The sequence below is a fragment of the bacterium genome, from assembly GCA_021158245.1.
GTDB lineage: Bacteria > Zhuqueibacterota > QNDG01 > QNDG01 > QNDG01 > QNDG01.
The window spans coordinates 1-3,791 of the sequence record JAGGVB010000081.1 but is presented as its reverse complement, the minus strand read 5'-3'; the positions used below and the strand labels follow the sequence as shown (position 1 = coordinate 3,791).

The 3,791-nt window shown below is 39.9% G+C and carries 5 protein-coding genes; all 5 read left to right on the top strand.

Annotation, left to right across the window (positions count from 1 at the left end; translation table 11 throughout):
• A partial coding sequence (locus tag J7K93_04930; GenBank protein ID MCD6116336.1) for a hypothetical protein occupies positions 1-608 on the top strand: 608 nt, incomplete at its 5' end.
• Positions 609-898: 290 nt separating this feature from the next.
• Positions 899-1,867 (top strand): Gfo/Idh/MocA family oxidoreductase, encoded by a 969-nt coding sequence (locus J7K93_04925; protein MCD6116335.1) that lies wholly within the window; start codon positions 899-901, stop codon positions 1,865-1,867.
• Positions 1,868-2,440 (top strand): isoprenylcysteine carboxylmethyltransferase family protein, encoded by a 573-nt coding sequence (locus J7K93_04920; GenBank protein MCD6116334.1) that lies wholly within the window; start codon positions 1,868-1,870, stop codon positions 2,438-2,440. It abuts the gene before it with no gap.
• Positions 2,440-3,600 (top strand): lipid-A-disaccharide synthase, encoded by a 1,161-nt coding sequence (lpxB, locus tag J7K93_04915; GenBank protein MCD6116333.1) that lies wholly within the window; start codon positions 2,440-2,442, stop codon positions 3,598-3,600. The genes J7K93_04920 and lpxB overlap by 1 nt, the downstream gene beginning before the upstream one ends.
• Positions 3,597-3,791 (top strand): tetraacyldisaccharide 4'-kinase (locus J7K93_04910; protein MCD6116332.1); only part of this gene is annotated, 195 nt, incomplete at its 3' end. The genes lpxB and J7K93_04910, both read left to right, overlap by 4 nt.

The window sequence follows — 3,791 nt, the reverse complement described above, 5'->3', positions numbered from 1 at the left end:
TGCGCTACCTTGTGGAAAATTTAGGCCATGAAGTGGATCCGCATGCACATGAGACCAGCTATAATTATGCAGACGTAGCATATATGATCAAGGAATTCGGAGTAGATCCGGGTAACATAGCAGGAGGAATGATAGCTGATCCGCCGGAAAGAGGTGACTACGAACATCTGATAGAGCCGATATATGGAAATCATTTTGATTTTGAATGGCAGGCACAGTGGTTATGGGGAGATGCTACTCTGCTGCACACGCATGATACTGCAGCAGCAGGTGTGTGGCGTCCCAAAGATGCGGAACATTTCTACGAAAACGATGATTCCGCTCCTATCCCCTGCATTGGTAAATACACAAACGATATTGAAGGTATTTATGATTTAATATCAAGAGCTGAAACAGGGAGTACGGAGCCAAACAGAATGTTGACAGCAGCAATATTTATTGCACAGGGACAAGTATCAGAAATGACTCAGACAATTGCATCAGAGTTGGAACAGTTGAAAAAATATGAAACAGCCGGAAAACTGATATTTGCATCTTTATCGGAAGTATCAGCAACATGGATAGAAAAGTATGATGGCAAAGGATATTTATTTATCCAGCCGCAATAATTTCATATAAAATGGATTCGGAATGCCGGTTTTGAAAAAAACCTTTCAACATATATTGAATTTACCGGTACAATTAATAAAACATACCGATAATCTATGTTTACCCTGAAAAATGCATAACAAATTAATTCAGGCAATAGGGGAAAGAATCTCTGTAAAAAAATATGGAAACAGGAAAGTTTACTTCTTCTATTTTTTATTAGAACATATCAGCACAGAATTCATTTGATTATGGAATTTATTTATATTAAATTCTATCCTTTGGAAAGCAAGAACAAGGAGAATTTTAATTGCAGAAAATAAGGACTGGTGTAATCGGTACAGGGCATCTCGGGAGGTTTCATTCCCTGAATTACTCTCAACTGCCGGAAGCTGAACTTATAGGCGTATATGATATTGACAAGGACAGGGCTAATCAGGTAGCAAAGGAAGCGGGAACAAAAGCTTACGACTCTATCAGCAGCCTTCTTGAAGATGTTGACGGCGTTAGTATTGCCGTGCCGACAGATCTCCATTTTGAGGTCGCAAAGGAGGTCCTGGCAAAAGGCATTCCGTGTCTTATTGAAAAGCCCATTGCACAGAATGTTGAAGAGGCGGATTCTCTTATCCGAATGGCCGCAGAGAACAACACATTAATACAGGTCGGCCATATAGAGCGTTTTAACCCTGCTTTCAGAGCATTAAATTCCTTTGATATTAATCCCCTCTTTATTGAATCTCACAGGCTCTCTCCTTTTAATCCGAGAGGTACTGAAGTATCAGTCGTTCTTGATTTGATGATACATGATATTGATATTGTTCTGTATCTTGTCAAATCTCCTGTCAAAAACATCGACGCAAGCGGCGTTGCAGTAGTATCTGATACTATTGACATTGCCAACGCAAGAATCCATTTTGAGAATGGATGCGTTGCAAATTTAACTGCAAGCAGAATTTCACAAAAAAAGATGCGTAAAATGCGTATGTTCCAGAAAGATACTTATGTCACAGTTGATTTCCTTCAGAAAATATCCGAAGTGTATAAACTTGAATCCCCTGATTCAAAGGCAGATATGGTTTTAAGCGAAATAGGAATCGGAGATAACAAGAAAAAAGTAGTGTATTACAGACCTGAAATTCCGGAAGGTGACGGACTTTTTAAAGAACTGCAGACATTTGTTGAAGCAGTCAGAGGAGAAGATAAAAAAGGCGTCCGCGGAGAAGCTGCACGTACTGCACTTGACATTGCAATGAACATTTTAAAACAGACGGAGAAATAGATGAATCTCAGCCTTTTCCTTTTTAAAAACAGAAGTTATACTCCCGTGCCTCTGATTCTTCTTGCACTTGTTCTTGCCAGGCCGGAATGGAGTACAATTTTTGCAGGCCTCGCAGTTATGATATCCGGCGAATTAATACGCTTTTGGGGAGTTTCATATGCAGGAAGCGCAACACGTACAACTGCCAAAGCCGGCGGAGCAGATCTGATTACTTCCGGGCCTTTCGGTTATGTTCGGAACCCTCTTTATGTCGGCAATTTTTTTCTTGCTCTCGGATTTGTAATTATGGCCTGGGCATGGATGCCATGGATGATACTTATTTTTCTCTGTTTATTTTTCTTCCAGTATACATTTATAGTTACTCATGAAGAAGAGTATCTGCAGCAGACATTCAAAGAAGAGTACAAAAATTACAGAAACAGTGTACACAGGTGGATACCCAGATTCACTCCATATATTGGCTTAACAACAAAAGAACCCAATTTCCCTGCTGCACTAAAATCCGAAAGAAACACATTTCAATCAATTATACTGGTTACAGTGATACTAATCATCAGATGGCAGTTGTTTTAATGAATAAAAACACCTCCGGAAAAATCTCAGCACTTGTTATTGCAGGTGAAACTTCCGGAGACATGCACACGGCAAAACTCATTAGCCGATTAAAAACAAAGGGCGATTTTGAGTTTTTCGGAATCGGCGGAGATGCCATGGCAGGCCAGGGAGTTGAGATTCTTTTCCATGTCAATGATATGGCATTCCTCGGATTTCTCGAAGTTGTAAAACATCTGCCTTTTATAAAAAAGGTCTTTAGAACACTGGAAGATACTCTTCGGTCAAGAAAGCCGGATTTTGTTCTTCTTACCGATTATCCGGGATTCAACCTTAAATTTGCAAAAGCTGCAAAAAAAGCAGGTATACCTGTCGTGTACTTTATAAGCCCCCAGGTGTGGGCATGGGGCAAAGGCAGAATTTATAGAATTGCGCGTTACGTTGATAAAATGCTTGTAATTCTCCCTTTTGAAAAAGATATTTATCTCGGCAGAGGCCTTGACACGGAATTTGTAGGCCACCCCTTAAAAGATGCCGAACCCATTTTCCCTGATAAAAAATCATTTTTCATACATGCCGGGCTTAATCCCTCTTTGCCGTGCGTAGCACTGCTCCCCGGTTCACGCAGGCAGGAAATTTCCAAGCTGCTCAAACCAATGATTGAAGGATATAAACTTTTAAAAAAAGAACATCCTGAACTGCAGGCAATTATTGCAGCCGCACCACACCAGCCATCTGATCTTTATACAACATTAAAGGAAGAATCCATATCCGTAGTTTACGGAAAAACAAAGGAAGCTCTCTATCTATGCGATGCAGCCATAGTAGCATCAGGTACAGCAACTCTGGAATGTGCAATTGCCTCTACTCCAATGGTTGTTGTTTACAAACTTTCACAGGCTTCTTATCTTATCGGGAAAACTTTAATAAAACTGGATACAATCGCTCTTGCCAACATTGTTGCAGGTAAAAAAATAGTCCCTGAACTGATTCAGCACGACGTAAATCCTCATAAAATTGCAAAAGTATTAAGCGCTGTACTGTTTGATAAAAAAACAAGAACTATCATGAAAAAAGAACTGAATATTGTAAGTGAAAAACTCGGGCACCGCGGAGCTTCAGAACGTGCAGCAATTTCCATAATGAAGTTCCTCAGGGAAAAAGGTTTTAAAACAGCATGACTCCTGTGCTGAAAAATCCTGTATGGGGAATTTTAACCTCACCTGTTTCTCTGATTTACGGCACCGCAATCACAATCCGCAATATTCTTTATAATACTTCCATTTTAAAAATACACAGTGTTGATACACCTGTAATAAGTGTAGGAAACATTTCAGTAGGCGGTACAGGGAAAACCCCTCTTGTTGAATTT

What these genes read in the sequence shown, in the direction of transcription:
- J7K93_04920 (MCD6116334.1), top strand. Translation starts at nt 1,868, where the DNA reads ATGAATCTCAGCCTTTTCCTTTTTAAAAACAGAAGTTATACTCCCGTG.
- lpxB (MCD6116333.1), top strand. Translation starts at nt 2,440, where the DNA reads ATGAATAAAAACACCTCCGGAAAAATCTCAGCACTTGTTATTGCAGGT.